Origin of the sequence: Rhodoferax bucti (assembly GCF_005876985.1) — a bacterium.
Classification (GTDB): Bacteria; Pseudomonadota; Gammaproteobacteria; order Burkholderiales; family Burkholderiaceae_C; genus Allorhodoferax; species Allorhodoferax bucti.
The window spans coordinates 861,945-885,782 of record NZ_VAHD01000002.1 but is presented as its reverse complement, the minus strand read 5'-3'; the positions used below and the strand labels follow the sequence as shown (position 1 = coordinate 885,782).

The window sequence follows — 23,838 nt, the reverse complement described above, 5'->3', positions numbered from 1 at the left end:
ACAGCACTGTCATCACAGCTTGGCACTGACCCAGGCTTGCACGCTGGCCAAAGCGCCGGCCAGCTTGGCAGGCTCGGTGCCACCGGCCATGGCCATGTCGGCCTTGCCGCCGCCCTTGCCACCGACCTGGCCGGCCACAAAATTCGCCAGCTCGCCGGCCTTGACCTTGGCGGTGGTGTCGTTGGTCACGCCTGCGGCGATTTGCACCTTGTCGCCATCTACCGCGCCCAGCACGATGATGGCGGTCTTGAGCTTGTCTTTGAGCTTGTCCATGGTGTCGCGCAGGGTCTTGGCATCCGCGCCGTCCAGCTTGGCGGCCAGCACCTTCACGCCATTCACGTCCACCGCGCTGCTCACCAGTTCATCGCCTTGGGCAGAAGCCAGCTTGCCCTTCAAGGCAGCCACTTCTTTTTCCAGCGCCTTGACCTGGTCCAGCACCTGGCCCAAACGGTTGCCCAACTCGGCCACAGGAGCCTTGAGGGTCGTGGCGGCTGCGCCCACGGTGTCTTCCAGGTCTTGCAGATACGCCAGCGCGTTGGCGCCGGTCACGGCCTCCATACGGCGCACACCTGCGGCAACGCCACTCTCGGCCACCACCTTGAACAAGCCGATGTCTCCAGTGGCATGAACGTGGGTGCCGCCGCAGAGCTCGCGACTGGAGCCGATGTCGAGCACGCGCACGGTCTCACCGTACTTTTCGCCGAACAACATCATGGCGCCGGTCTTTTGGGCGGACTCAATGTCCATCACGCGCGCTTGCGCTGCGGCATTGGCCAGCACTTCGGCGTTCACTTTCGCTTCAATCAGGCGAATTTGCTGGGCCGTCACAGGCGCGTTGTGTGCAAAGTCAAAACGGGTGCGCTCGGCATTCACCAGCGAACCCTTTTGCTGCACATGCTCGCCCAGCACTTCACGCAGGGCTTTGTGCATCAGGTGGGTGGCGCTGTGGTTGCGCACCGTGGCGGCGCGCTTGGCGGCGTCCACATGAGCAGTCACGGCATCGCCCACGCGCAAAACGCCGGTCTTCAGCGTGCCGTGGTGGCCGAACACATCGGCCTTGATCTTCTGAGTGTCGCCCACTTCAAACAGGCCGGCATCCGAGAACACCGCGCCCTCATCGCCCACCTGGCCGCCGCTCTCGGCATAGAACGGTGTGGTGTCCAGCACCAGCACGCCGTCTTGACCGGCCTTCAGCTCGCTAACCGCCGTACCGTCTGCGTAGAGCGCTACGATTTTTGCAGCCTGGGTCAGGTGTTCGTAACCTACAAAAGTGTTGCCTGCGCCGGTGTACTCCAGCGCCTTGTCCATCTTGAACTTGCCCGCTGCACGGCCCTTGGCCTTTTGCGCTTCCATGGCGGCGCTAAAACCGGCGCTGTCGACTTCCACACCGTTTTCGCGACACACGTCGGCCGACAGATCAAGCGGGAAACCATAGGTGTCGTGCAACTTGAAGGCCACCTCACCGGGCAGTACTTTCACACCGCCAGCCAGGGCTTCGTCCAGAATCTGCATGCCGGTGGCCAGGGTTTCGAAGAATCGCTCTTCTTCGACGCGCAGCACTTCGGTGATGCGAGCCTCTTGCGATGCCATGTTGGGGTAGGCCGCGCCCATGACCTGCACCAGGTCTTTCACTAGCTTGTGGAAGAACGGGGTCTTTTGGCCCAGTTTGTAGCCGTGGCGGATCGCGCGGCGCACGATGCGGCGCTGCACATAACCGCGGCCTTCGTTGCTCGGGATCACGCCGTCGCTCACCAGGAAGGCGGTGGCGCGGATGTGATCGGCAATCACGCGCAAGCTTTTGTTGCCCAGGTCGGTGCAGCCGGTTTCACGGGAAGCGGCTTTGATCAGCGCGTCGAACAGGTCAATTTCGTAATTGCTGTGCACGTGCTGCAGGATGGCCGCCAGACGCTCCAGACCCATACCAGTGTCCACGCAGGGCGCGGGCAGCGGGGTCACGGCGCCGGTCTCGTCCATGTTGAACTGCATGAACACGTTGTTCCAGATTTCAATGAAACGGTCGCCGTCTTCATCGGGGCTGCCGGGAGGGCCGCCGGGGATGTGGGCGCCGTGGTCGTAGAAAATTTCGGAGCAGGGGCCGCAGGGGCCAGTGTCAGCCATCATCCAGAAGTTGTCGCTCTTGTAGCGGCCGCCCTTGTTGTCGCCGATGCGGATGATGCGTCCCTCTTGCTTGACGCGCTCGGGCGTCCAGCCGGACTTCACAAAAATGTCTTCCCAGATGGCATAGGCCTCATCGTCTTCCTGATAGACGGTGGCGTACAACTTTTCAGCGGGGAGCTTGTAGACGGTGGTCAGCAGTTCCCACGCCCAGTTCAGGCTTTCCTTCTTGAAGTAGTCGCCAAAGCTCCAGTTGCCCAGCATCTCGAAGAAGGTGTGGTGGCGGGCGGTGTAGCCCACGTTTTCCAGGTCGTTGTGCTTGCCGCCAGCTCGCAGGCAGGCTTGCACGGAGGCGGCACGCACGTAAGAGCGCTTGTCAGAGCCCAGAAACACGTCCTTGAACTGGACCATGCCCGAATTGGTGAACATCAGCGTCGGGTCGTTGCCGGGCACCAGAGGGCTGCTTGCCACCACGGTGTGGCCCTTGGAGGCAAAGAAGTCGAGGAAGGATTTGCGAATGTCGGCAACACTCATTACGGGCTGGGTCATGACGGAATTTCTTCGAGTGGTGGATCAATAGGACCCACTATTATCGCCGCCCCCGCCATCGCCCCGCAGGCGGCCACCGGGTTCTTGTGCGCGCGGGTTTGTACCAATACCAGCCATACTGACCGACAACTAACATGTCAGTCATGAATCAACCGGTTATCAGCCCTATCGACGACACCTTGAGCCAGCGCGCCAAGGCTTACCAGGGCTTTACCCGGCAAGTGTTTGAGGGCGGCATCCGTGCGGGGCAATTCATCTCGCAACGCGAGCTGATGACCTTGCTGGATATGCCTTTGGGCGCAGTGCGGGAAATGATTCCCCGCCTGGAGGCCGCCGGTCTGGTCAAGACAGTGCCGCAGCGCGGCTTGCAAATCGCCCATGTGGATTTGCGCCTGATCCGCAATGCATTCCAGGTGCGCTCCATGATCGAGCGCGAAGCCCTGCTCCACTTTGTGCATACCGCTACCGATGCCGAGCTGGAAGCCATTGAAAGCACCCACCGCACCATCCTCGCGCGTGCCGCAGCGCCTGACGCCTTGCAAGACAGCACGCTGCTCGACGATGCGCAGGCCGTGGACTGGGGCTTGCATGACCGCATGGTGGATGCGCTGGGCAACGACATCATTTCCGACCAGTACCGCGTCAACAGCCTGCGGGTGCGTCTGATCAAGCTGGAGCACAGCGTGATCACGCCGGGGCGTTTGATCCCCGCCATGGAAGAACACTTGCGTTTCATCGAAGCCCTGCGCCAGCGGGACGCCGGCAAAGCCGCAGCCCTGCTGGAAGAGCACATCAGCAGTGCGCGCAACCGTGTGATGCACGCGCCGCTGGAGCAAGTGCGCAATGAATGGAATACCGGCAACAGCCCTCTCACCACCGACACCACCAGGAGACCTCTTTGAACCCAGACATCCACGGCCTTTGGCCCGCGCTTTTGTTGCCCGTTGCGGCAGATGGCGCACTCGACACCCCCCGTGCACTGGCGCACGCCCGGCGCATGCTGGATGCGGGCTGCGATGGCGTCACCCTTTTTGGCACCACCGGCGAGGGCCCGGCGTTCACCATCGCCGAGCGCAAAGGCTTGCTCGAAGCCATGCTGGCCAGCGGCATCCGCCCGGATCAGGTCATCGTGACCACCACGGCCCTGGCTTTGGGCGACGCTATTGAGTTGGGCCGCCACGCCAGTGGTCTGGGGGTCCACCGCCAGATGCTGATGCCGCCCTTCTTCTTCAACCAGCCCAAAGACGCCGGCATCATCGACGCCGTGTCCCAGGTGGTGCGGGGCATTGGTGACGATGGCTTGAAGCTGTTGCTCTACCACTTCCCCTTCATGAGCACCTTCGGCTTTTCGCACGCGGCAGTGGCCGAGCTGGTACGCCGCCACCCCGGGCAGGTCATGGGCATCAAAGACAGCAGCGGAGATCTGGAGCACTCTCTGGGTCTGGCACGTGCGTTCCCGCAACTCTCCATCTTGGTCGGCGCAGAGCCGCATGTAGCCCCGGTCATGTGCGAAGGCGGCTCGGGCTCCATCAACGGGCTGGCCAATATTGCCCCCCGCTTGATGAAGCGGGTCATGAGCGCACCGGACAAGGTCAGCCAGGCCGATGAGCAGCTCATTCTGGATTTGCTCAAGTTACTGTCTATCAAGCCCGGCATGCCTTTTGTGGGCGTCTACAAAGCCATGCTTGCAGAGCAAACCGGAGACGATGCATGGCTGACCATGCGCGCCCCTTTGAGCCCCTTGGATAACACCGAGTTACAAACCGTGCGCAGCGGTTATCGTGCACTGGGTGCCGCATTGAGCCACCTGTAAATACCAACAACACGAGGAGACACACCATGACCACATCCCACCTGAACCGCCGCACCCTGCTGGGTGCCGCCGCTGCACTGGGCGCCACCGCCTTGCCCGCACTGCCTGCCTTGGCACAAACCAAAACCGTGTTGCGCATTTCCACCCCCGCCGTGCCGGACGACTGGCACGCCAAGATGTGGACCGTGTTCAAAGAGCAGCTCGAAAAAACAGCCCCCGGCGAATTCGATGTGCAGATCAACCTGAATGCCACGCTGTTCAAGCAAGGCACCGAGCCTGCCGCCATGGCCCGCGGCAACCTGGAGCTGTCCAGCATCTCGGCCTTTGACATTGCCAAGCTCGTACCCGAGTTCTCCATCTTCACCGCCGGCTACGTGGTGCGCGATCCGGACCAGCAACAAAAGATATTCAACGGCCCCATTGGTGCGGAGCTGTTCAAGGCCGTGTCTGAAAAAATGGAAGTCACACCGCTGGCCACCGTCTATTTGGGAACCCGACAGGTCAATCTGCGCGAAGCCAAACCGGTCAAAACACCTGCCGACCTGAAAGGCGTGAAGCTGCGCATGCCCGGCTCCAAAGAGTGGTTGTTCCTCGGCGAAGCACTCGGTGCCACCGCCACACCGCTGGCCTTCGGCGAGGTGTACATGGGCCTCAAGACCGGCACCATCGACGGCCAGGACAACCCCCTGCCCTCGGTACGCGCTGCCAAGTTTTACGAAGTCACCAAACAAATCGTGTTGACCAGCCACTTGGTAGATAGCATCTTCATCGCCATCTCCAATAAGAGCTTCAACGCCTTGACGCCCGCGCAAAAGCAAAAGGTGACAGCAGCAGCCCAAGCCGCTGCCGCCTACAACAACGAGAACCGCATCAAGGAAGAAGGCCAGCTCGTCGAATTCTTCAAGAAGGAAGGCCTGCAGGTCACGACCCCTGATGTGGACGCTTTCCGCAAGTCGGTGCAAGCCACCTACCAGGCGTCTGACTACGCCAAGGTGTGGCCCAAGGGCTTGCTGGATCGCATTAACGCGACCAAGTAAGCGACTGCCACGCCATGTTGCGCCGATTGCAACAGGCCGCCAACCTTCTGGGCGGCGGCCTTTTCCTGACCCTGTTCATCGTATTCATCATCCAGATTACAGCGCGTTTCGGCTTTAACAAGCCCCTGCCCTGGACCGATGAAGCCGCGGTGATTCTGTATGTGTGGGTGATTCTTTGGGGTGCCGCGGCCGTGGTGCCCGAGCGCGAACACGTGGTGTTTGATTTGCTGTGGAACAGCGTGAACTACCGCAGCCGCCAGGTCATGCGGATTGTGGGCAATCTGCTCTTGGGCGGGCTCTCCGCAGCCGCCATTCCCGCCAGCTGGGACTATGTGCACTTCATGGCGCGCGAAGGCTCGCCGGTGCTGGGAGTTTCTTTCATGTGGATTTTTCTGCCCTTTGTGTTGCTGCTGATCGCACTGGTCATCCGTAGCGCCTGGGCCATTTGGAACGCGGTGCGCGGCATCGGGTTGGAAGCGGAGCTGCGCATATGACATCGGGACTTTGGATTTTGGTGGCGGTTCTTCTCGCCGGCTTGCTCTTGCGCATGCCCATCGGCTTTTCGATGCTGGCTGCGGGCATCGGCTACCTGCTGGCCAAGGGGCAGGACGTGGGCCTGGTCGCCGAGCAGGTGGGCAACGGGCTTTACAACAGCTATGTGCTGCTGGCCGTCCCCCTCTTTGTGTTCGCGGCCAACATCATGAACGCTGGCACGGTCAGCGAGCGTATTTTTGATTTCTGCCGCATTCTGGTGGGCCGCATGCGCGGTGGCCTGGCACAGGTGGACATTTTGGTAAGCGTGATCTTCTCGGGCATGAGCGGCAGTGCCATTGCCGATGCCGCCGGGCCGGGCCTGGTCACCATCCGCCAGATGCTTAAAAAGCCGGAATACACCCGTGGCTTTGCCGGCGCCGTGGTGGTCGCCAGCGCCACGCTGGGCCCCATCATTCCGCCCAGCATTCCCATGGTGATTTACGCCCTGGTGTCCGGCGCCTCCGTCGGTGCACTGTTTCTGGGCGGCGTCGTGCCGGGCTTTTTAATGGCAGGCCTCATGATGGGCGTGGTGCACATCATTGCCGTCAAGCGCAACATGCCGCGGGACGAGCCCGTGCCCCGCTCCGAATGGGCCGGCCTGATCTTCCGGGGCGCCCTGCCCTTGTCCATGCCCATCGTGCTGCTGGGTGGCATTTACTCCGGCGCTTTCACACCGACCGAGGCGGCCGCCGTGGCGGCCCTGCACGCCCTGATTCTGGCGGCCGTGGTGTTTCGTGCACTCACCTGGCGCAGTTTCTGGGGCGTGGTCATGGAGTCCACCCGGGGCAGCGCCGTCATTACACTGATTCTGGCCGGTTCGTTCATGCTGAACTACGCGTTCACCGCGGAAGGCGTACCGCAAAGCATGGCCATGTGGGTGGACAGCATGCACCTCTCCAAAATCCAGTTCCTGCTGCTGGTGAACGTCATGTTCCTGGTGCTAGGTTGCTTTCTGGATGTGTCGGTGTTGCTGCTGGTGTTTGTGCCCATGCTGCTGCCAGCCGCCAAGTTGCTGGGCGTGGACCTGGTGCACTTCGGTGTGCTGGTGGTGCTCAACATGATGATCGGCCTCATCCACCCGCCCTTCGGCATGTTGCTGTTCGTCACCAAAGCGCTCACCGGCATTCCTATCGGCGAGATGATGAAAGAGGGCTGGCCCTTCCTGGTGATGCTGCTATGCCTGTTGCTGGCCATGACCTTCTTCCCCCAAATCGTGCTGTGGCTTCCACAGACCATGGGCTACGTCACTACCTAAGCCACCATGCAACTCACGCCCCACAACACCCTGCCAGCCGACGCCGATCAGGCAGCCCTGCTGGGCCGCATCTGGCGGCCCGAAGTGCGAGGGCCCAGCGTCGTCACCGTGCGCCATGGGCAGGTGCTGGACATCAGCGCCCGCTATCCGACCACGCGCGACGTATTCGAGGCCGATGACCCCGCAGCCGCCCTGCGCAGCGCCCCAGGGGAGCCTGTGTGCAGCGTGGAAAGCCTGCTGTCCAATAGCAGTGCGGCCACACGCAACACGGCGCTGCCCTGGCTACTGGCGCCCTGCGATCTGCAGGCCATCAAAGCGGCCGGCGTCACGTTTGCCACTTCCATGCTGGAGCGTGTCATTGAAGAAAAAGCCCGGGGCAACCCGGCTGCCGCCGCCGCCATACGCACTGAAATTCAGGCGCTGATCGGCGACGACCTCTCCAAACTCAAGCCCGGTTCAGAGCAGGCCATGGCACTCAAACAGGTCTTGATCGCCCAAGGTGCCTGGAGCCAATACTTGGAGGTGGGTATTGGCCCAGATGCTGAAATCTTCACCAAAGCTCCGGTGCTGGCCGCTGTGGGCTGTGGCGACGATGCAGGCCTGCACCCGGCATCGCACTGGAACAACCCGGAGCCCGAGGTCGTGCTGGCCATCAACTCGCGCAGCGAGGTCGTGGGCGCCACGCTGGGCAACGATGTAAACCTGCGTGATGTGGAAGGCCGCTCGGCCCTCTTACTGGGCAAAGCCAAAGACAACAATGCTTCGGCGTCGATAGGGCCCTTCATCCGCCTGTTTGACGGGCATTTCACCCTGAACGATGTGCGTAACGCCGAGCTCACCCTCCGGGTGGAAGGCACCGACGGATTCGTGATGGATGGCTACTCCTCCATGGCCCGCATCAGCCGGGACCCGCTGGACTTGTCCGCCCAGCTCATGGGCCCCCACCACCAGTACCCGGACGGGGCCATGCTATTTCTGGGAACCTTGTTCGCACCAGTGCAAGACCGGGACGCTCCGGGCAGCGGATTCACCCACCACTTGGGCGATGTTGTCGCCATCAGCAGCCCCCGCTTGGGCAGCTTGCGCAACCGCATGTTGCACACCCACCAGTGCGCGCCTTGGACGTTTGGCGCATCCCACCTGATGCGCAACCTGGCACAACGCGGCTTGCTCTGACCCGCGGGCTGCGCTCAGGCGTGCTCGGTGCTCTGGCCCACCAGAATGCGCTGATCCAGAAAGCGCCACAAGCGCTCATCTGCGCTGAACGCGACGTTGAAACGCAGCCACCCCGTGGGCCGGGGCTCCACCAGAAACAACTGGCCCGGCCCGAGCATGATGCCTTCCTGGGTACCCGCCTGCGACAGCACCGCACTGTCCGCAATGTCCGGGTGCCGGGCCCACAGGTACATGCCGGCCTCCGGCTCATGAAAGATTTCAAAACCCAGCCCCAGCAGGCGGCGGCTGACTTGGCGGTGGGCCTCACCCAAACGGTCGCGCAAGGACTTGAGGTGCTTGCGCCAGCGGCCATCGGTGACCGCACCGAAGGTAATGCGCTCCGCGATATCGGAAGAGGTAAGACCCGCAATCATCTTGAGCTGGACAAACTGGGCCGACAAATCCGGCCTCGCCAACAGATACCCCACACGCAAATTGGGCGAGATAGTTTTGGAATAGCTGCCCACGTACACCACACGGCGTAGCTGATCCAGGCTGGCCAGCGTCGTGCGGGACGCCACGTCCATATCGGCGTAAATATCGTTCTCTACCAGCACAAAGTCATGCGTTTCTGCCAGCTGCAATAATCGGTGCAACTGCGCCACTGAAGCCACCGAGCAGGTCGGACTTTGCAAACGCGGCTGGGTAAAAAACACCTTGGGCTTGCGGGTTTGCAAAATGCTCTCCAGCGCGGCGAGGTCATACCCCACGCCGGTGCGGGGCACACCGATCACCTCCACACCGGCAAAGCGCAGCATGAAGAGCAGGTTGGGGTACGAGGGGTCGTCCACCAACACCGTGTCACCCGGCTTGAGCAGGCAGCGCGCCACCAAATCCAGCCCCTGGCTGGAGCCGTGGGTGAGCAACACCTGCCCAGCCTCCGCGCTGATCTGGTGTTCAGCCAGTGACTCGGCAATGATCATGCGCAGCGCCATGTGGCCATAAGGCAAGCCATAGCCATCGAGCTCGGAACCATCGCTGGAGAGCTGGCGCATGCTGCGGCGCACGGCATCGCCAAACAACCAGTCATGCGGCAACCAGCCGCAACCGGGCTTGAGCGGCAGATTGCGGTTCTCGAAAATCTGCTTCAGGTACCAGCTTGCATCAAAACGGGGCGTTTCTACCGCACGGGCAGGCGTGCCTGCGCTCCCCCCCTCCTCACGCCGCTTCACAAAAAAGCCGGAATGGGCCCGCGACACCAGCCACCCCTGCGCCACCAAACGGTCATAAGCCTCCACCACGGTGAAGACGCTGACGTTGTGGGCCACCGCAAAAGCGCGGATGGAGGGCAGCTTGCTGCCCGGCTTGAGCACCTGCCCTGCAATCAGGCCGCGCAGTCCGTCCACGATCTGGCTGACCAGGGGGGTGGCGATATCGGGGCTGAGTGTGAGCATTGAACGAGGATAAACCGGGCAGACGGGTACGGAAAACGCACCAATTTAGGGAAACTGTGTACAGGATTTTAGACCTGCACAGTGTCTCGAAACTTTCATCATTGTGTACATGGTTGTTTGTGTGCACGCTTTCTATAGTTCCGCCACCCGTTCAACAACACCGGACTACCTTATGCAAGCCGACCGCCAAGTTCTCAATGCCGCCCTGTACGCCCGCCGCCAATCTGCCGTTGCACGCGGCGTCGGCCAGGCCCACGAGATTTTCATCAAGAACGCCCGTAACTCCGAGTTCTGGGATGTGGAAGGCCGCCGCTTCATCGACTTCGCCGGCGGCATTGCCGTGCTCAACACCGGCCACCTGCACCCCCAGGTGATTGAAGCCGTCAAGGCCCAGCTCGACCTGTATACACACACCTGCTTCCAGGTGATCGCCTATGAACCCTATGTGGAAGTGTGCGAGCGCCTCAACGCCATGGCACCCGGCAACTTTGCCAAAAAGAGCCTGCTGCTGACTACCGGCGCCGAAGCCGTGGAAAACGCCATCAAGATCGCCCGCGCTTACACCAAGCGCCCCGGTGTGATCGCTTTCACCGGCGGCTACCACGGCCGCACCAACTTCACCCTGGGCCTGACCGGCAAAGTGGCGCCCTACAAGCTGGGCTTCGGGCCCTTCCCCGGCGAAGTGTTTCACGCCCTGTTCCCCAACGAATTGCACGGCGTGAGCGTGGCAGATGCACTGCACTCGGTGGAGCTGATTTTCAAGAACGACGTGGAGCCCGAGCGTGTGGCGGCCTTCATCGTGGAGCCGGTGCAAGGTGAGGGCGGCTTCTATGTGGCGCCACCCGAATTCATCTCCGGCCTCAAAGCCCTGGCCGACCAATATGGCATCTTGCTGATTGCCGACGAAGTGCAAACCGGCGCAGGCCGCACCGGTACCTGGTTCGCTTGCGAGCAGTGGCCCGTGGCTCCTGATTTGATTACCACCGCCAAGTCTTTGGCCGGTGGCTTCCCCCTCTCCGGCGTGGTCGGCCGTGCGGACGTGATTGACGCCCCCGCGGCCGGTGGCCTGGGCGGCACTTATGCAGGCAGCCCGGTAGCGTGCGCCGCAGCCCTGGCCGTGATCAAGGCCTTTGAAGAAGAAAAACTCCTGCAGCGCAGCAAAGACATGGGCGCCTTCCTGGTTGAAAAGCTCAAGGCGATTGCCACCAAAGTGCCTGCCATCGGTGATGTGCGCGGCCTAGGCGCCATGGTCGCCATTGAGTTGTTTGAAGGGGGCGATGTGCACCGCCCCGACGCCGCATTGACCAAGAAGGTGGTCACAGAAGCTGCACGCCGCGGACTGATCCTGCTGTCCTGCGGTACCTACGGCAACGTGATCCGCATCCTGGTGCCATTGACCGCGCCCGACGCGCTGCTGGAAGAAGGCTTGGCCATTCTGGCCGACAGCTTCGCAGCCGTGGCCTGATCGCCTCTTTTGAATCTGCTTCTCGAAGAACACATGTCCTCTACTGAACCCTTGGTGCGCTTTAGCGGCGTACAAAAAACGTACGACGGCGAACAGCTGGTGGTGCGGGAGCTGAACCTCGATATCCAGCGCGGTGAATTCCTCAGCCTGCTCGGACCCTCGGGCTCGGGCAAAACCACCACCCTGATGATGCTGGCCGGGTTCGAGTCCCCTACGGCAGGCGACATCCTGCTCGACGGCAAGCAGATCACCCGCACCCCGCCCCACAAGCGCAACTTCGGCATGGTGTTCCAAAACTACGCGCTGTTCCCCCACATGACGGTGGAACAGAACGTGGCCTACCCGCTCACCGTGCGCAAAGTGCCCAAAGACGAGCAAGCCAAGCGCGTGCAAAAGGCGCTGGACATGGTGCGCTTGACCGGCATGGGCGAGCGCCTGCCCACCCGCCTCTCGGGCGGCCAGCAGCAGCGTGTGGCTTTGGCGCGTGCGCTGGTGTTCGAACCCCAACTGGTGCTCATGGACGAGCCCTTGGGCGCGCTGGACAAACAGCTGCGCGAACATATGCAGCTCGAACTCAAAGAGTTGCACCGTCAACTGGGCGTGACCTTTGTGTACGTGACCCACGACCAGGGCGAAGCCCTGACCATGAGCGACCGGGTGGCGGTGTTCAACGAAGGCGTGATTCAGCAGCTGGCCGATGCCCAAAGCCTGTACGAGACTCCCAGCAACCGCTTTGTGGCCGGTTTTGTGGGCGACAGCACCGTGCTGCGCGGCACCCTGGGTGGCACGGCAGACGCGCCCGGCATTGCCACCGGCAACGGCATCACGCTGCAGGGCATCAACGTCAACGACGGAGACCTTGGCGCCCGGGTAGAAGCCTGTGTACGCCCCGAGCGTATTGCACTGCATCTGCAGCCAGGCGCGCCCAACACCGTGCCTGCCCAAGTGGCCGGCATTGTGTATTACGGCGACCACGTGCGCCTGCAATGCGAGCTGGGGGCAGGCCAAGCACAAGCGACTGTGAAGCTGCCTCTGACACACCCGTGCGCACTGACGCCCCCCACCATGGGCGCCACCGTGCATCTGGAATTCCCCCCTGCGTTCACGCGCATTTATGCGTTGTGAGCGTTTTCTCTCCCCTGTCCTTCCCTCAACCACTTAAGGAAATTTCTCCATGAAAAAAAGCCTGATCGCTTGTGCATCTGTTGCTGCATGCTTTGCGATGAATGTTCACGCCCAAGAAGCCATCACCGTGGTGAACTTCGGTGGTGCCAATGCCAATGCCCAAAAGGTTGCGTACTACGAGCCGGTCGCCAAAGAAGGCATCAAAGTCACTGCGGTGGAATACAACGGTGAGCAAGCCAAGATTAAGGCCATGGTGGAAACCAAGAACGTGACCTGGGACCTGGTGGAAGTCGAATCCCCCGACGTGGCCCGTGGCTGCGACGAAGGCCTGTTTGAAAAGCTGGACTACAGCAAGATTGCCCCCAAGGCCGACCTGTTGCCTTCCGCCGTGCATGAGTGCGGTGTGGGCGTGTTTGTGTGGTCCACCGTGATGGCCTACAACGGCGACAAGCTGAAGAAAGCCCCCACCAGCTGGGCCGACTTCTTTGACACCAACAAGATCCCCGGCAAGCGCGGCATGCGCAAGGGCGCCCGCTACAACCTCGAATTCGCCTTGCTGGCCGACGGTGTGAAGCCCGCCGACGTTTACAAAGTCTTGGCCACCAAAGACGGTGCCGAGCGCGCCTTCAAGAAACTGACCGCCCTCAAGCCCAACATCCAATGGTGGGAAGCCGGCGCCCAAGCGCCCCAGTTCCTGGTCGCTGGTGACGTGGTCTTGTCCACCGTGTACAACGGCCGCATTGACGCCGCCAACCGCGAAGGCCGCAACCTGCAAATCTACTGGCCCGGTGGCATTTATGACCTGGACTACTGGGTCATCCCCAAAGGCACCGCCAAGAAGGACGCCGCCTACAAGTTCCTGAACTTCGCCATGAAGCCTGAGAACCAAGCCGTGTACGCCCAAAACATCGCCTACGGCCCCACCAACAAGAAGGCCCTCGCCAAGTTGGACAAGAAGGTGCTGGGTGACCTGCCCACTTCCGAGAAGAACGCCAAGGAAGCCTTGCAGTTCAACACCACTTTCTGGGCTGACCAGGGCGAAGCTCTGGAAAAGCGCTTTGCTGCTTGGGCCACCCAGTAATCCGTAGACCGTCAGGAGCCTGAACCCATGTCCATGCAAGCCAGTGCCATCCAGCCCCCGGGCGATCTTCGTGCGGCACTCTCCCGTGCGGAGTCCCGCCGCAAATGGCGGGCTTTCAGCCTGACACTGCCCTTGCTGGTGTTTTTGCTCCTGACTCTGCTGGTTCCCATTGCTGCGCTGTTGATGCGCGCAGTGGAAAACCCCGAAGTCGCCAAGGCCCTGCCCACCACGGTAGACGCCTTGGCCGGCTGGGACCGGCAATCCCCTCCCCAAGCTGCGGCCTACGCCGCCTTGGTCAAAGATTTGTCGCAGCTGCCTGACACCGCCGATGCCGGTGCCTTGGCACGCCGCCTGAACACAGAAGCCCCAGGCGCCCGCTCGCTCATCATGGGCGCTTACAAGGCCCTGCCCATCGAGGGCGATGCCGAAGCCGTGCGCCAGCAGCTGCTGGACAAAGATGCCCGCTGGGCGGAGCCCGAATTCTGGCAGGCGATCGCCAAGAATGGCTCGCGCTGGACCCCGGACTACCTGCTGGCCTCGGTGGACCTGAAACGCGACGCCAATGGCCATATTGAGCGCATGCCCGAAGAGCAGCGTGCCTATAGCGGTATTCTGGTGCGCACCTTCCAGATCAGCTTTGTGGTCACCCTGCTGTGCCTGGTGCTGGCCTACCCGCTGGCCTACTGGCTCTCCACTTTGCCGGAGCGCAAAGCCAATGTGCTGATGATTCTGGTGCTGGTGCCCTTTTGGACCTCCATCCTGGTTCGGGTGGCGGCGTGGATTGTGTTGCTGCAGTCCGAAGGGCTGGTCAACGGCGCGCTGCTGGGCATAGGCGCCATCAGCGAACCGCTGGCGCTGCTGTTCAACCGCACTGGCGTCATCATCTCCATGGTGCACATCCTGCTGCCTTTCATGATCCTGCCGCTGTACAGCGTCATGAAGAGCGTACCCCCCACCTATGTGCGTGCTGCCGTGTCGCTGGGCAGTGCCCCGCTGGCGGCCTTTGTGCGGGTGTATGTGCCGCAAACCTTCCCGGGTGTGGGTGCCGGCGCGCTGCTGGTGTTCATTCTGGCCATTGGCTACTACATCACGCCAGCCCTCTTGGGTGGCGCGGATGACCAGATGCTGAGCTACTACATCGCCCGCTACACCAACGTCGAAGTCAACTGGGGCATGGCCTGCGCGCTGGGTGCCTTGCTGCTGGTCACCACCCTGGTGCTGTATGCCGTGTACCGCCGCATCGGCAAGACCGACCTGGCCTTGGCATAAGAAAGACACCCATGTTCAAACTGCCTGAATTTCCCCTCTACTTCACGCTGGCCGACAAGGCCGGTTGGTGGCTGCTGCGCATTGTGTGTGTGCTGGTACTGGGCTACTTGCTTGCGCCCATCCTGGCCATCATTCCGCTGTCGTTTTCCAGCAGCTCATTCCTGACCTACCCCATCCCCGGCTGGTCGACCAAGTGGTATAGCCACTTGTTCACCGCGCCCGAGTGGTCCAACGCCATGCGCAACAGTTTCATCGTGGCGCCCGCCGCTACGGTGATTGCGACGGTCCTGGGCACCTTGGCTGCCGTGGGCCTGACCCGCACCGAATTTCGCTTCAAGGGCCTGCTGATGGCATTCCTGATCGCCCCCATGGTGGTGCCGGTGATCGTGATCGGCGTAGCCACCTACTTGTATTTCGCCCCCTTGGGTCTGAGCGACAGCTATGTGGGCCTGATTGCCGTGCACGCTGCCATGGGCGCCCCCTTTGTGCTGACCACCGTGCTCGCCACACTGGCCAACTTCAACCACAACCTGGTGCGCGCCTCGCTCAGCCTGGGCGAGACGCCTTTTAGGACCTTCATGCGTGTGACCCTGCCGGTGATTGCGCCTGGCGTGATTTCGGGTGCGTTGTTCGCCTTTGCCACTTCGTTTGACGAAGTGGTGGTCACTCTCTTCTTGGCTGGCGCCGAGCAGACCACCCTGCCGCGCCAGATGTTCACCGGCATCCGCGAAAACATCTCGCCCACGATTGCAGCGGTGGCCACCTTGTTGATCCTGTTCACCACCACCATGTTGCTGGTGCTGGAATGGCTGCGCGGCCGCAAAGCCTGACCCTGAACCCCGCTCCCCTATGGATTTGAACCAACCTCTCTCCGGCAACGCCATGCCGCGCTTCGGCGGCATCGCCAGCATGATGCGCCTGCCGGTCGCCACATCCGCCCGAGGGCTGGATGCTGCTTTCATCGGTGTGCCGCTGGACATAGGTACCAGCCACCGCCCGGGTGCGCGCTTTGGCCCGCGCCAGATCCGCGCGGAATCCTGCCTGCTGCGCCCCTACAACATGGCCACCGGTGCTGCGCCGTTTGATGCCCTGCAAGTGGCGGATCTGGGCGATGTGCCCATCAATACCTACTCGTTGTTGAAATCAGTCGACATCATCACCGCCTATTACGCCGAGGTGCTGGGCCACGGCTGCATACCCCTTACTCTGGGCGGTGACCACACCATTGCGCTACCCATTCTGCGGGCCATGGCCGCCCAACACGGACCGGTGGCGATGGTGCATGTGGATGCGCATGCCGACGTGAATGAAGACATGTTCGGCGAGCGCATTGCGCACGGCACTCCCTTCCGCCGCGCTGTGGAAGAGGGCCTGCTCGATTGCAGCAAGGTCACCCAGATTGGCTTGCGCGGCACCGGCTACGCGGCCGATGATTTCGATTGGCCGTGCCGCCAAGGCTTTACGCTGGTACCCGCCCACGAGGTGTGGCACCAGTCCTTGGCCCCCGTGATGGAGCAAGTGCGCCAGCGGGTGGGCAACACTCCCTGCTACCTGAGCTTTGACATTGACGGTATCGACCCTGCCTACGCCGGCGGCACCGGCACGCCGGAAATCGGCGGGCTCACCGTGCCGCAAGCGCTGGAAATCATCCGGGGTTGCCGTGGGCTTAATATCGTTGGGGCAGACTTGGTGGAGGTATCACCGCCTTATGACACCACGGGCAACACCGCCCTGCTGGGGGCCAACCTGTTGTACGAGATGCTGTGTGTGCTACCCGGGGTGCCGGTGCGCTGAATGCAAATGCCGCACCCGTAACTGCTACTGTTTTTATAGCTGCTTGCGCTTATTCCACGAGCGCTAGCAGCCCATTTTGTTTGAATATTGAGGAGACACCATGTCCACATCGCCGCTTTCCCTCTTGAAAGACCCCAGCCTGCTCAAGACCGATGCGCTCATCAACGGCCAATGGGTCGCAGGTACCAGCCGCTTTGCCGTGACCGATCCGTCCAATGGCCAGCACTTGGCCGATGTGGCCAACCTGGGGGCGGCAGACGCAGAAGCCGCCATCGCCGCCGCCAACGCCGCCTGGCCCGCGTGGAAAGCCAAGACCGCCAAAGAACGCAGCATCATCCTGCGCAAGTGGTTTGATTTGCTGATGGCCAACCAGGAAGACCTGGCCCGCATCATGACCGCCGAGCAAGGCAAGCCTTTTGCCGAGGCCAAAGGCGAAATTGCCTATGGCGCCAGCTTTGTGGAGTGGTTTGCCGAAGAAGCAAAGCGCGTCAACGGCGAGACCCTGCCCCAGTTTGACAACAACCGCCGCCTCATGGTCATCAAGCAGCCCATCGGCGTGTGCGCAGCCATCACGCCCTGGAACTTCCCGCTAGCCATGATCACCCGCAAGGTGGCGCCTGCGCTTGCCGCCGGTTGCCCCGTGATCATTAAGCCCGCTGAGCTGACGCCCCTGACGGCGCTGGCAGCCGCCGAGTTGGCCATCCGCGCCGGCATTCCGGCCGGTGTGCTCAACATGATCACCGCCGACAGCGACCAGTCCATCGCTGTGGGCAAGGTCATTTGCGCCAGCGATGTGGTGCGCCACCTGAGCTTTACCGGCTCCACCGAAGTCGGCCGCATCCTGATGGCGCAAAGCGCGCCTACGGTCAAAAAGCTGTCGCTGGAATTGGGTGGTAATGCGCCCTTCATCGTGTTCGACGACGCCGATGTGGACTCTGCGGTCGAAGGCGCTCTGGCCAGCAAGTACCGCAACGCCGGCCAGACCTGCGTGTGCGCCAACCGCTTCTATGTGCAGGCCGGCGTGTACGACCAGTTCGTCGCCAAATTCAGCGCCAAGGTCAAAGCCATGAAGGTCGGCAACGGCTTTGAAGACGGCGTGGTGCAAGGCCCACTGATCGAAGATGCCGCCATCGAGAAGGTCAAACGCCACGTAGCAGATGCAGTGGCCAAAGGCGGCAAAGTGGAAACCGGCGGTAACGCCCTGCAAGGCCAGTTCTTCGAGCCTACCGTGGTCTCCGGCGCTACTGCCGACATGCTGTGCGCACGCGAAGAAACCTTCGGCCCCTTTGCCCCGGTGTTCAAATTTCAATCCGAGCAGGAAGCCATTGACGCAGCGAACAACACCGAGTTCGGCCTGGCCAGCTATTTCTACAGCCGAGACATCGGCCGCATCTACCGCGTGGGCGAAGCGCTGGAGTACGGCATGGTGGGTGTGAACGTGGGCATTCTGGCTACAGAGCACGTGCCTTTCGGCGGCGTCAAACAATCGGGCCTCGGCCGCGAGGGCTCGCACTTCGGCATGGACGACTACATCGAGGTCAAGTACCTCTGCCTGGGCGACATCCTGAAATAAGCCTGCACCCGCATGCCTGGAAAGCCGGCTTGGGCCGGCTTTTTTTGCTCATTCCATTGCTCATGCAATATCAGCCTTGACAATATTTGCTTAGGCAACTAATATTCGGGCCATGCAACACATTGCCCCTTCGTTTTACCGCCCCGACAGCTACCGGCCGGAAGACAGCGTCGGCTACCTGATGCGCAGCATCCTTTCACACGTGGCCCAGTCGGTGGAGCATCAGCTCGCCCACACCGACCTGACCAACGCGCAGTGGATTCCGCTCTTCAAGCTGTACAACAAGCAGGCCTCGACAGTGGCCGAACTGGCCCGCGCCTGCGAGCTCGACAATGGCGCCACCACCCGCCTGCTGGACCGCATGGAGGCCAAAGGCCTGGTCCAGCGCGTGCGCTCCGAGCAAGACCGCCGGGTGGTCAACATCCAGCTCACCCCTGCCGGCACGCAAGCCGCAGCCGACATCCCCCAGGTGCTGTGCGAGGTGCAAAACACCCACCTCGAAGGTTTCAGCACTGAAGAGTTCGAGAACCTCAAGGGCTACCTGCGCCGCATTCTGGATAACGCCCAACGCATCAAGGCAGCCAACAACGCCGCTGCCGACACCCCCTCTACCGACCGCTAAGCACCCCATGCAAGACACCATCTTCTCCACTTCACAAGCACTGCGCTGGAGCCGTTTTGCGCTCAGCGCGGTGGCCATTGCGTCTTTGAGCGCGTGTGCCAACTTCTCGGGCATCTTTTCGCAGGCCAAGCCGGTTGCTGCGCAGCAAGCCGGCTTGTCCACCCAAGCCATTCCTGCGGACAGCGTGGCGCTGGACAGCCAGTGGTGGAAAGCCTACGGCGATGAGCAACTCAACCAGCTGGTCGCCCAAGCCCTGGCCAACAACCCCAACCTGCGCGTGGCCCAGGCACGTGTGCAGCGTGTGCAAGCAGGAATCGATAACGCCAATGCCGCCAGCGCGCCGCAATTGAACGCCGGGCTGGATGCCACCCACCAGCTCTACACCCGCAACGGCCTGGTGCCCGCGCCGATCGCCGGCAGCGAGCGCGAGATTGCCACGCTGCAAGCCACTGGCAGCTGGGAGCTGGACCTATTCGGCAAAAACCGCGCTGCGCTGGATGCTGCCATCGGCCAAAGCCGTGCTGCTCAAGCCGACGCCCAGGCCGCCCGCATGATGCTGGCCAGCAATGTGGCACGCAGCTACTTCCAGTGGCTGCGGGTGCAGGGCCAGCTTGAAGTTGCTCAGCGCACCCTCGCCCAGCGCCAGCAAACCCAACAACTCGTGAAAGACCGCCTCCAAGCCGGCCTGGACACCCAACTCGAGCTCCAACAAAGCGAGAGCGCCCTGCCCGATGCCCGCTTCCAGATCGAGGCCCTCAAAGAGCAGGAAGCCCTGCTCACCAACGCCCTCGCCGCCTTGACCGGACAACAAAATGGAGGCCTGGCGCTCACCAACCGTGCGCCGGCAGCTATCAATTCCGTAGCAGCTGCACAAACCAAGGTAAAAGCCGTGCCCATGGACTTGTTGGGCCGGCGCGCCGACGTGGTCGCCGCCCGCTGGCGCGTCGAAGCTGCGACCCGCGATGTGGACAACGCCAAAACTCTGTTCTACCCCAACATCAACCTGACCGCGTTTGCCGGCTTCTCAAGCATCGGCTTTGACAAGCTGGTGCAAAGCAGCAGCGCCCAATGGGGCGTGGGCCCGGCCATCCGCCTGCCACTGTTTGAAGGTGGCCGCCTGCGCGCCAACCTCAAAGGCAAGGCAGCGGATCTGGATGCCGCCATTGAGACCTACAACGCCGCTGTGGCGGACGCCGTGCGCGACGTTGCAGACCAGCTGGCATCCACCCAATCGATTGAACGCCAGCAGGCCGAGCAAAAAGCCGCGCAGCGATCCGCCGAAAGCGCCTACGCCATTGCCGTGCAACGCTACGAGGCAGGCTTGGGCAACTACCTGAACGTGCTCAACGCCGAGACCGCCGTGCTGGCCCAGCGCAAGTTGGCCGTGGACCTGGCGGCCCGCAGCGTAGACACCCAGATCCAGCTGATCCGCGCACTGGGTGGCGGCTTTACCGACACCGACACCACCTCGGCCGCCGCACCGACGAGCGACACCGTAGTCCGCTAAGCACTGACCACGGCCCCACCTAACTCGCACTGAACCTGATTGAAAGAAACACCATGAGCACTTCTTCCACCTCCACTGTTACCCCTACCGTTGCTCCATCCGGCAATCCCGCACGCAAAAAAGCCCTGACTGTTCTCTCCATCGTCGTACTGCTGGGCTTGGCCTATGGCGGTTTTGAATACTACGGCGCGCGCCATTCCGAAGAAACCGACAACGCCTATGTACAGGGTAACGTGATCCAGATCACCCCCCAAGTGGGCGGCACCGTCACGGCCATCCTGGCTGACGACACCGACTTCGTGAAAGCCGGCCAGGCGCTGGTGAAGCTGGACCCGGCGGATGCCAAAGTTGCGCTCGACCAAGCTGAGGCCAACCTGGCGCAAGCGGTGCGTCAAGTCCGCACCCTGTATGCCAACAACGGCAGCTTGTCCGCCCAAGTCACGCTGCGTGAGTCCGACATCGCCCGCGCGCAAACCGACATCGCCCGCGCTACCGACGACCTGAACCGCCGCCAGGCCCTGGCCGGCAATGGCGCCGTGTCCAAGGAAGAGCTCAACCACGCCAAGTCCCAACTCACCGCGGCCCAAAACGCCTTGGCCGCAGCCCAAGCCGGTGTGGCGGCTGCGCGCGAGCAGCTCTCCAGCAACCAGACGCTGACCGAAGGCACCAATGTGGAAGGTCACCCCAGCGTGGTTGCCGCATCCGCCAAAGTGCGCGAGGCCTTTCTGGCGCTGCACCGCGCTGAGCTGCCCGCGCCCGTGGACGGCTATGTAGCCAAGCGCACCGTACAGCTGGGCCAGCGCGTAGCCGCCGGCGCCCCGCTGATGTCCATCATCCCGCTCAACCAGGTGTGGGTGGACGCCAACTTCAAGGAAGTGCAGCTGCGTAACATCCGCATCGGCCAACCCGTGAAGCTGACCGCCGACCTCTACGGCAAAAAGATGGAATACAAAGGCACCGTGGCCGGCCTGGGTGCCGGTACCGGCGCGGCCTTCTCGCTCTTACCTGCCCAAAACGCCACCGGCAACTGGATCAAGGTGGTGCAACGCGTGCCCGTGCGCGTGACGCTGGATGCCGAGCAGCTCGCCCAGAACCCGCTGCGTGTGGGCCTCTCCATGGAAGCCACCGTGGACGTCACCGACCAGAGCGGTAAGTCCCTGGCCGATGCACCCCGCACCGCCTCCGCCACCCAAACCGATGTGTACACCGTGCTGGACCAGCAGGCCAATAACGAAGTGCGCAAGGTGATTGCCGCCAACCTCGGCCGCGGTGCCAAGCCCAATGCGCACGCCACCGCCAAAACCGGCGCAGGTGTGTAAGAACGTATGAGCGCCCCCGCCGCCTACACTGCGCCCGCGCCCTTGCAAGGGTCGGCGCGCCTGTGGGGCACGATTGCACTGTCAGCCGCCACGTTCATGAACGTGCTGGACTCCTCCATTGCCAACGTGTCCTTGCCCGCCATTGCCGGCGACCTCGGTGTCAGCTCCAGCCAGGGCACCTGGGTCATCACCAGCTTCGGTGTGGCCAACGCCATTGCCTTGCCGTTGACCGGCTGGCTCTCACAACGCTTCGGCCAGGTGCGCCTGTTCGTGACCAGCGTGCTGCTGTTTGTGCTGTCCAGCTGGTTGTGCGGCATTGCGCCCAACATGCCCTTTCTGATTGGTGCCCGCGCCCTGCAAGGCTTTGTGGCCGGCCCCATGATGCCGTTGGCCCAGACACTGCTGCTCTCCAGCTACCCGCCGGCCCTTGCGGGCTTGGCGATGGCACTCTGGGCCATGACCACGCTGGTGGCGCCCGTGATGGGCCCGCTGCTGGGCGGCTGGATCACCGACAACGCGCACTGGGGGTGGATCTTCTTCATCAACGTGCCCATCGGGATCGTGGCCGGATTTATCACCTGGACCATCTTCCACAAGCGGGAAACCCAGACGCGCAAACTGCCCATCGATACCGTCGGCCTGGCCTTGCTGGTGATTGCCGTGACCGCGATTCAAATGATGCTGGACTTGGGCAAGGAGCTGGACTGGTTCCACTCCAACCAAATCATTGCGCTGACCGCGCTCTCGGTGGTCGCCTTCGCCTTTTTGATCGTGTGGGAACTGACCGATGAGCACCCGGTGGTGGACCTGAAGCTCTTCAAGGTGCGCAACTTTTTGACCGGCACCGTGGCCATGTCGATTGCCTATGGCCTGTTCATGGGCAACATCGTGCTGCTACCGCTGTGGCTGCAGAGCTTTATGGGCTACACCGCGACGCAGGCCGGCATGCTGATGGCACCGGTGGGGCTGTTTGCGATCATTCTCTCGCCCATCATCGGCAAGAACATCGCAAAGTTCGACACCCGCCGGCTGGCCACCATCGCGTTTTTGGTGTTCGCCCTGGTGTTGTGGATGCGCTCGCACTTCAGCACGCTGTCGGACTTCAACACCATGATGATCCCGACGCTGATCCAGGGCATTGCGCTGGCGCTGTTCTTCATTCCGCTCACCAGCATCATTCTGGGGGGCTTGCCGGGGGACAAGATTGCCTCGGCGTCGGGTCTGAGCAGCTTCTGCCGGGTGTTGTTCGGCTCCTTTGGCACCTCGATCTCGGTCACGGTGTGGCAGGACCGCACCACCCTGCACCACGCCCAGCTCACCGAGATGATCAACCGTGGCAGCGTGGCCTCCAACCAGGCGATAGCCGGGCTGAACGGCGCGGGCCTGAGCACCGAGCAGGCCTTCAGCCAGATCAATCGCATGATTGACCAGCAGGCCGCCACCCTGGCCGCTAACGATGTGTTCTATGCCTCGGCCCTGATTTTTGTGGCCTTGATCCCGCTGGTGTGGCTGTCCAAGCCCGCCAAAGCCGGTGCGGGAGCCGCCGGAGCTGCGGCAGGCGCACACTGACCAGGCCAGCGCCCTGGTGCACAGACGAAAAAAACGGGGCCAAGGCCCCGTTTTTTTATGTGTGGAAGATCAACCCAAATCCGGACCTTGCGATCCGTTGGCCCGCACATTGCGGTTCACACCGTTGTTCACCGTCCACGGAATAGACGCCGACTTGTCCAGCGGCGCCACCTTGGTCAACAAGGCTTGCCAGAAGAAGCCGCTCTGGATGGCAATCACCGCAAACAGCATGTAGCTTTGCGAGCTGGAAGCCAGCCACAAGTTGTACACCGGCATGAACACGAAGGGAGACACCAGCAAAGGCAAGCCGATGCGCAACGCCTGCATGGATTCCAGGCCCTTGCCGAGATTGAACAAATCCCAGTAGTAGTTGGTAAACATACCCAGCACCATCCAGCAACCCAGGTGCCATGCGTACACGATGGCATGGTTGCGCACCAGCAGGGAGATCCAGGGTTGCGAGCTTTCATCGGCGTTCACGATCAACACCATGAAAGCTCCCGTGGCCACAAAGATCACGAAGTAGATGGACATCAAAAATTTAAGCGCTCTGGACATGGGTTCCCCGGGGTTGGACATTGCGCGCCATCTTACCTGCAAGA

The 23,838-nt window shown here is 62.1% G+C and carries 20 protein-coding genes; 17 read left to right on the top strand and 3 right to left on the bottom strand.

The features are described 5' to 3' along the window. Positions 1–12 precede the first annotated feature (12 nt). Entirely contained in the window at positions 13–2,664 is a 2,652-nt protein-coding gene (alaS, locus tag FDM28_RS10765) for an alanine--tRNA ligase (protein WP_138515135.1), read from the bottom strand. A 143-nt stretch (positions 2,665–2,807) separates the two neighbouring features. On the opposite strand from alaS, the gene FDM28_RS10760 reads away from it, so the two are divergent. The 6 genes from FDM28_RS10760 to FDM28_RS10735 are packed head-to-tail and all read left to right on the top strand — an operon-like array spanning position 2,808 to position 8,479. Continuing rightward, on the top strand, positions 2,808–3,566 hold the full coding sequence (locus tag FDM28_RS10760; RefSeq protein ID WP_138515134.1) for a GntR family transcriptional regulator: 759 nt from the start codon (positions 2,808–2,810) through the stop codon (positions 3,564–3,566). Further along, entirely contained in the window at positions 3,563–4,477 is a 915-nt protein-coding gene (locus FDM28_RS10755; protein ID WP_170211713.1) for a dihydrodipicolinate synthase family protein, read from the top strand. Before FDM28_RS10760 ends, FDM28_RS10755 begins: the two co-directional genes overlap by 4 nt. A 26-nt stretch (positions 4,478–4,503) precedes the next feature. Beyond that, a complete protein-coding gene (locus FDM28_RS10750; RefSeq protein WP_138515132.1) occupies positions 4,504–5,514 on the top strand; it encodes a sialic acid TRAP transporter substrate-binding protein SiaP in 1,011 nt (336 codons plus the stop codon). 14 nt (positions 5,515–5,528) lie between these two features. Further along, on the top strand, positions 5,529–6,008 hold the full coding sequence (locus FDM28_RS10745; protein WP_138515131.1) for a TRAP transporter small permease: 480 nt from the start codon (positions 5,529–5,531) through the stop codon (positions 6,006–6,008). Continuing rightward, the gene (locus tag FDM28_RS10740; RefSeq protein ID WP_138515130.1) at positions 6,005–7,303 is read left to right on the top strand and encodes a TRAP transporter large permease; all 1,299 of its coding nucleotides are present in this window, start codon (positions 6,005–6,007) and stop codon (positions 7,301–7,303) included. Before FDM28_RS10745 ends, FDM28_RS10740 begins: the two co-directional genes overlap by 4 nt. Positions 7,304–7,309: 6 nt before the next feature. Then, positions 7,310–8,479 carry a fumarylacetoacetate hydrolase family protein gene (locus FDM28_RS10735; protein WP_138515129.1) on the top strand — a complete coding sequence of 390 codons (1,170 nt, stop codon included), beginning with the start codon at positions 7,310–7,312 and terminating at the stop codon, positions 8,477–8,479. A 14-nt stretch (positions 8,480–8,493) separates the two neighbouring features. Here FDM28_RS10735 and FDM28_RS10730 read toward each other — a convergent pair whose 3' ends face one another. Further along, the gene (locus FDM28_RS10730) at positions 8,494–9,912 is read right to left on the bottom strand and encodes an aminotransferase-like domain-containing protein (protein WP_138515128.1); all 1,419 of its coding nucleotides are present in this window, start codon (positions 9,910–9,912) and stop codon (positions 8,494–8,496) included. A gap of 172 nt (positions 9,913–10,084) precedes the next feature. Between FDM28_RS10730 and gabT the strand changes: the two genes are divergently transcribed. The 11 genes from gabT (at position 10,085) to FDM28_RS10675 (ending at position 23,236) form a co-directional block, all read left to right on the top strand. Continuing rightward, entirely contained in the window at positions 10,085–11,377 is a 1,293-nt protein-coding gene (gene gabT / locus FDM28_RS10725) for a 4-aminobutyrate--2-oxoglutarate transaminase (RefSeq protein ID WP_138515127.1), read from the top strand. Between the two features lie 33 nt (positions 11,378–11,410). Continuing rightward, the gene (locus FDM28_RS10720; protein WP_138515126.1) at positions 11,411–12,502 is read left to right on the top strand and encodes an ABC transporter ATP-binding protein; all 1,092 of its coding nucleotides are present in this window, start codon (positions 11,411–11,413) and stop codon (positions 12,500–12,502) included. A 49-nt stretch (positions 12,503–12,551) separates the two neighbouring features. Further along, positions 12,552–13,583 carry an ABC transporter substrate-binding protein gene (locus tag FDM28_RS10715; protein WP_138515125.1) on the top strand — a complete coding sequence of 344 codons (1,032 nt, stop codon included), beginning with the start codon at positions 12,552–12,554 and terminating at the stop codon, positions 13,581–13,583. A 27-nt stretch (positions 13,584–13,610) separates the two neighbouring features. Then, positions 13,611–14,852: an ABC transporter permease gene (locus FDM28_RS10710; RefSeq protein ID WP_420853013.1), complete on the top strand. Its 1,242-nt coding sequence runs from the start codon at positions 13,611–13,613 to the stop codon at positions 14,850–14,852. A gap of 11 nt (positions 14,853–14,863) precedes the next feature. Beyond that, a complete protein-coding gene (locus FDM28_RS10705) occupies positions 14,864–15,682 on the top strand; it encodes an ABC transporter permease (RefSeq protein ID WP_138515124.1) in 819 nt (272 codons plus the stop codon). A gap of 19 nt (positions 15,683–15,701) precedes the next feature. Continuing rightward, positions 15,702–16,646 (top strand): agmatinase, encoded by a 945-nt coding sequence (speB, locus tag FDM28_RS10700; protein ID WP_138515123.1) that lies wholly within the window; start codon positions 15,702–15,704, stop codon positions 16,644–16,646. Positions 16,647–16,746: 100 nt separating this feature from the next. Next, the gene (locus tag FDM28_RS10695; RefSeq protein WP_138515122.1) at positions 16,747–18,219 is read left to right on the top strand and encodes an NAD-dependent succinate-semialdehyde dehydrogenase; all 1,473 of its coding nucleotides are present in this window, start codon (positions 16,747–16,749) and stop codon (positions 18,217–18,219) included. Positions 18,220–18,331: 112 nt separating this feature from the next. Beyond that, positions 18,332–18,841, top strand: coding sequence for a MarR family winged helix-turn-helix transcriptional regulator (locus FDM28_RS10690; RefSeq protein WP_240791971.1), 510 nt, complete (start codon positions 18,332–18,334; stop codon positions 18,839–18,841). Positions 18,842–18,848: 7 nt separating this feature from the next. Further along, the gene (locus FDM28_RS10685; RefSeq protein WP_138515121.1) at positions 18,849–20,348 is read left to right on the top strand and encodes an efflux transporter outer membrane subunit; all 1,500 of its coding nucleotides are present in this window, start codon (positions 18,849–18,851) and stop codon (positions 20,346–20,348) included. A gap of 53 nt (positions 20,349–20,401) precedes the next feature. Further along, positions 20,402–21,667, top strand: coding sequence for an HlyD/EmrA/EmrK family protein (locus FDM28_RS10680; RefSeq protein ID WP_138515120.1), 1,266 nt, complete (start codon positions 20,402–20,404; stop codon positions 21,665–21,667). Between the two features lie 6 nt (positions 21,668–21,673). Then, a complete protein-coding gene (locus FDM28_RS10675; protein ID WP_138515119.1) occupies positions 21,674–23,236 on the top strand; it encodes a DHA2 family efflux MFS transporter permease subunit in 1,563 nt (520 codons plus the stop codon). A gap of 69 nt (positions 23,237–23,305) precedes the next feature. Here FDM28_RS10675 and FDM28_RS10670 read toward each other — a convergent pair whose 3' ends face one another. Next, positions 23,306–23,770, bottom strand: a complete 465-nt coding sequence (locus FDM28_RS10670) for a hypothetical protein (RefSeq protein WP_138515118.1) — start codon at positions 23,768–23,770, stop codon at positions 23,306–23,308. Positions 23,771–23,838: the final 68 nt, after the last annotated feature.

Bases quoted from the DNA above. Each gene is read 5' to 3' on its own strand.
- FDM28_RS10710 (WP_420853013.1), top strand. From the start codon at position 13,611: ATGTCCATGCAAGCCAGTGCCATCCAGCCCCCGGGCGATCTTCGTGCG.
- gabT (WP_138515127.1), top strand. From the start codon at position 10,085: ATGCAAGCCGACCGCCAAGTTCTCAATGCCGCCCTGTACGCCCGCCGC.
- FDM28_RS10760 (WP_138515134.1), top strand. From the start codon at position 2,808: ATGAATCAACCGGTTATCAGCCCTATCGACGACACCTTGAGCCAGCGC.
- FDM28_RS10730 (WP_138515128.1), bottom strand. From the start codon at position 9,912: ATGCTCACACTCAGCCCCGATATCGCCACCCCCCTGGTCAGCCAGATC.
- alaS (WP_138515135.1), bottom strand. From the start codon at position 2,664: ATGACCCAGCCCGTAATGAGTGTTGCCGACATTCGCAAATCCTTCCTC.
- FDM28_RS10715 (WP_138515125.1), top strand. From the start codon at position 12,552: ATGAAAAAAAGCCTGATCGCTTGTGCATCTGTTGCTGCATGCTTTGCG.
- FDM28_RS10735 (WP_138515129.1), top strand. From the start codon at position 7,310: ATGCAACTCACGCCCCACAACACCCTGCCAGCCGACGCCGATCAGGCA.
- FDM28_RS10720 (WP_138515126.1), top strand. From the start codon at position 11,411: ATGTCCTCTACTGAACCCTTGGTGCGCTTTAGCGGCGTACAAAAAACG.
- FDM28_RS10675 (WP_138515119.1), top strand. From the start codon at position 21,674: ATGAGCGCCCCCGCCGCCTACACTGCGCCCGCGCCCTTGCAAGGGTCG.
- FDM28_RS10695 (WP_138515122.1), top strand. From the start codon at position 16,747: ATGTCCACATCGCCGCTTTCCCTCTTGAAAGACCCCAGCCTGCTCAAG.
- FDM28_RS10680 (WP_138515120.1), top strand. From the start codon at position 20,402: ATGAGCACTTCTTCCACCTCCACTGTTACCCCTACCGTTGCTCCATCC.
- FDM28_RS10745 (WP_138515131.1), top strand. From the start codon at position 5,529: ATGTTGCGCCGATTGCAACAGGCCGCCAACCTTCTGGGCGGCGGCCTT.
- FDM28_RS10690 (WP_240791971.1), top strand. From the start codon at position 18,332: ATGCAACACATTGCCCCTTCGTTTTACCGCCCCGACAGCTACCGGCCG.
- FDM28_RS10750 (WP_138515132.1), top strand. From the start codon at position 4,504: ATGACCACATCCCACCTGAACCGCCGCACCCTGCTGGGTGCCGCCGCT.
- FDM28_RS10740 (WP_138515130.1), top strand. From the start codon at position 6,005: ATGACATCGGGACTTTGGATTTTGGTGGCGGTTCTTCTCGCCGGCTTG.
- FDM28_RS10685 (WP_138515121.1), top strand. From the start codon at position 18,849: ATGCAAGACACCATCTTCTCCACTTCACAAGCACTGCGCTGGAGCCGT.
- FDM28_RS10670 (WP_138515118.1), bottom strand. From the start codon at position 23,770: ATGTCCATCTACTTCGTGATCTTTGTGGCCACGGGAGCTTTCATGGTG.
- FDM28_RS10705 (WP_138515124.1), top strand. From the start codon at position 14,864: ATGTTCAAACTGCCTGAATTTCCCCTCTACTTCACGCTGGCCGACAAG.
- speB (WP_138515123.1), top strand. From the start codon at position 15,702: ATGGATTTGAACCAACCTCTCTCCGGCAACGCCATGCCGCGCTTCGGC.